General features: G+C 40.7%; 4 protein-coding genes and 1 pseudogene. All 5 read left to right on the top strand.

What is annotated here, in order from left to right; translation table 11 throughout:
• Nucleotides 1-136 (top strand): annotated as a pseudogene (locus WYK_RS25495) (SAM-dependent methyltransferase); the annotation flags it as partial.
• Nucleotides 137-150: 14 nt separating this feature from the next.
• Nucleotides 151-846 (top strand): 5'-methylthioadenosine/S-adenosylhomocysteine nucleosidase, encoded by a 696-nt coding sequence (gene mtnN / locus WYK_RS05855; protein WP_040373630.1) that lies wholly within the window; start codon nt 151-153, stop codon nt 844-846.
• 80 nt (nt 847-926) lie between these two features.
• Nucleotides 927-1,850, top strand: coding sequence for a PLP-dependent cysteine synthase family protein (locus WYK_RS05850; protein WP_040373629.1), 924 nt, complete (start codon nt 927-929; stop codon nt 1,848-1,850).
• A gap of 1 nt (nt 1,851) precedes the next feature.
• Entirely contained in the window at nt 1,852-2,985 is a 1,134-nt protein-coding gene (locus WYK_RS05845; protein WP_040373628.1) for a bifunctional cystathionine gamma-lyase/homocysteine desulfhydrase, read from the top strand.
• A 102-nt stretch (nt 2,986-3,087) separates the two neighbouring features.
• Entirely contained in the window at nt 3,088-3,348 is a 261-nt protein-coding gene (locus WYK_RS05840) for a YrhC family protein (RefSeq protein ID WP_040373627.1), read from the top strand.
• Nucleotides 3,349-3,616: the final 268 nt, after the last annotated feature.

Here is a 3,616-nt window from a genome sequence, read left to right as displayed (position 1 = left end):
TTTAGCGAACGATTTACGGACTGAGTATTATACAACAATTCCGTATTTCCAAGCTATTCTCGAAAAAAATAACTTTACTGTTACTTTTGATCGCTGTAATCAGTTTGTCTGGATTATGGAGGCCGAAAAAAATTAGGAAGAGGTATACAAATGAAAGTAGCAATCATCGGAGCAATGGAAGAAGAAGTAGTGATTTTACGCGATAAATTGGTGAATCTTCAGCAAGAAACTATCGCTGGATGTGAATTTAATTCAGGACAGTTGAATGGTGTAGATGTGATTTTATTAAAATCAGGGATTGGTAAAGTGAACGCGGCCATGTCAACGGCCATATTAGCTGAGAAATTCAAACCGGATGCGATTATTAACACAGGTTCAGCAGGTGGATATAATCCATCTCTAAATGTAGGAGATGTAGTTATTTCTACGGAAGTTCGTCACCATGATGTGGATGTGACTATCTTCGGTTATGAATATGGGCAGGTTCCGCAATTACCGGCAGCTTTTGTTTCTGATTCGAAATTATTCAGCATTGCTGAAGAAGCGGCAAAGGAAATTACTGAGGTTCAAGTAGGTTGTGGGCTGATTGTAACAGGTGATTCATTTATGAACGACCCTGTACGTGTTGACTTTGTTCGTGATAAATTCACTGATTTATATGCTGTTGAGATGGAAGCAGCAGCGATTGCACAGGTCGCATACCAATTTTCTATTCCTTGTGTGGTTATTCGTTCTTTATCCGATATTGCTGGTAAAGAATCAAACATTTCATTTGATGAATTTTTAGAAACGGCTGGTCGTAATTCTGCACAGCTGATCATCAAAATGCTCGAGCGCATTAACTAAGGATAAGGAACCCACAACATGCAAGAGACTATTCTCTTGCATCGTTTGTTTTTTAGCTCATTGAAGGGAAGAATAATAGCATGAAAGTTTATCGTAATGTCCATGAAATGATTGGTGAAACGCCAGTCATAGAGATAACTCAGTTTTCACTTCCTGAGGGTGTACGGATTTTTGCTAAGCTTGAGTACTACAATCCCGGCGGCAGTGTGAAGGATCGCCTTGGAAGAGAGCTTCTGCATGCTGCAATTGAAAATGGACTCATAGCTGAAGGTGGTACGATTATTGAACCAACCGCTGGGAATACTGGAATTGGTTTAGCACTAGCTGCTATAAATTCTGGAATCACCGTTATGTTTTGTGTGCCGGAGAAATTCTCTGCTGAAAAGCAGGAATTAATGAAAGCACTGGGAGCAAAGGTTATTCATACCCCAACAGAAGAGGGGATGAAGGGAGCCATTGCTAAGGCACAAGAATTATTGCAGGAAATTCCCGGTTCGTATTGTCCACAGCAATTTGCTAATCCGTCTAATCCAGCCGCATATTACAAAACACTTGGTCCGGAAATCTGGGAACAACTCGATGGGGAAGTAGATGTATTTATTGCTGGCGCGGGAACTGGCGGAACTTTCATGGGTACATCACGCTTTCTAAAAGAACAAAATTCTCAAATTAAAACGGTAATTGTTGAGCCAGTAGGATCCATTTTAAATGGCGGTGAGGCAGGTCCACACAAGACTGAAGGGATTGGGATGGAGTTTTTACCGGAGTATATGGATGAAAGCTATTTTAATGAAATATACACGGTTTCTGATGAAGATGCATTCAATCTAGTTGGAGAGCTTGCTAGGAAAGAAGGCTTGCTTGTCGGCAGTTCATCCGGTTCCGCTTTTTCTGCAGCTCTAAAGGAAGCTAAAAAAGCAAAACCTGGTACGAATATCGTGGTTATTTTTCCAGATTCGAGCGAACGATATATGAGTAAAAAGATTTATCAAGGAGGAAGTTAAAATGAAAAAGAAAACACAACTGATTCATGGCGGTATATTTGGTGATGAAAAAACAGGTGCGGTTTCCGTCCCGATTTTTCAAGTAAGTACGTATAAACAATATGGTCCAGGTAATCACACTGGATATGAATACTCACGTACAGGCAACCCAACACGTCATGCCTTAGAAGAAATGATTAAGGAGCTTGAATCTGGTGAAAGAGGCTTTGCTTTCGCATCAGGAATGGCTGCTATGACAGCGGTATTGATGCTCTTTAAATCGGGTGATCACGTCTTAATGACAGATGATGTATACGGTGGTTCGTTCCGTTTGATTACAAAAGTGATGAATCGTTTTGATATTCAAGTAACGTTTGTGGATACAAGTAATCTAGCTAATATTGAAAAAGAAATTAAAGATAATACAAAAGCGTTATTTATCGAAACACCAACTAATCCGCTGCTGAAAATTACGGATATCGAAGGTGCAGCAAAAATTGCGAAGGCAAATAATCTATTAACAGTAGTAGACAATACATTCAGTACACCATATTGGCAGAATCCTATCACCCTTGGTGCAGATATCGTTGTCCATAGTGCAACCAAATATATTGGAGGGCATAGTGACGTTGTAGCAGGTCTTGTCGTGGTCAATGATGAAAAGCTGGGTGAAGATCTGCATTTTGTGCAAAACTCCACAGGAGGTGTTCTTGGGCCTCAGGATTCATGGCTGTTGATGCGCGGAATTAAAACACTTGGCCTGCGTATGGAAGAAACAGAAAAAAATACACATGCCATCGTTGATTTCCTTCAGGAACATAAAAATGTTACAAATGTCTTTTATCCTGGCATCGAGAGTCATGCCAATCATGAGATTGCAAAAAAACAAGCACGCGGTTTTGGAGGAATGGTTTCCTTTGACGTGGGAAGTGCTGAAAAAGCAGCCGACGTCTTAAGCAAAGTACAGTACTTCACGCTTGCAGAAAGTCTTGGAGCAGTAGAAAGCTTAATCTCTATTCCAGCGTTGATGACGCATGCATCGATTCCAGCAGAACGGCGCGCTGAACTCGGCATCACAGATGGCTTGATTCGTATCTCAGTTGGAATTGAAGATAGTGAAGATTTAATTGAAGATCTAAAGAACGCTTTAAAGTAAGCACCAGTTTCTTATAACGGTAATTCCATTCATTTACAGAAGATAGGTCCTTTGATCTATGTTAGAATGAGATTACTAGCTTATGAGAGAGGTGTTGGCAGCATGAGAAAAGCTCAGACAAAGGTATCACCGATGCAAGCCAAAATAAACGATTACAAACGATTTGCGTTTACATCAATCTGCATCAGCGTGTTTTTCTATCTGGGTATGGTCTTGCCGACTGAAGGCAAAACAGACTTTATTACTTACGGATACCTATTCGCAACGATCGCCTTTTTGTGCATATCGGGCCTATTCTTCGGCATCGCCATTAAACATAAAAAAACATTAGCTGAACAAGAAGACGATTCGATTCAGCAATAAACTAAAAACCAGCCCGGGCCTATGCCTGTGCTGGTTTTTTTGTGCTACCCTGCAAGGGAAGAATGATGGTGAGTTGAAGGAGAATGAAGCGAGGTTAGGGAAGAATAGATGCGAGTTAGGGCAGAATCAACATTAGTTTGGGAAGAATCCGCCCACATCTTGAGTGAAAAAAAGAGAAAGCCTGGTACTGACCAGGCAACGCCATCGGTAAACAGCCTGTTTTTGCCCAGAATGTGTAATTAAAAGAGGAAAATTGAAAGAAAAAGTG

The organism is Peribacillus psychrosaccharolyticus ATCC 23296, assembly GCF_000305495.1.
Classification (GTDB): domain Bacteria; phylum Bacillota; class Bacilli; order Bacillales; family DSM-1321; genus Peribacillus; species Peribacillus psychrosaccharolyticus.
Note: the sequence above shows the minus strand (reverse complement) of the source record. Positions and strands in the feature narration are given on the sequence as shown.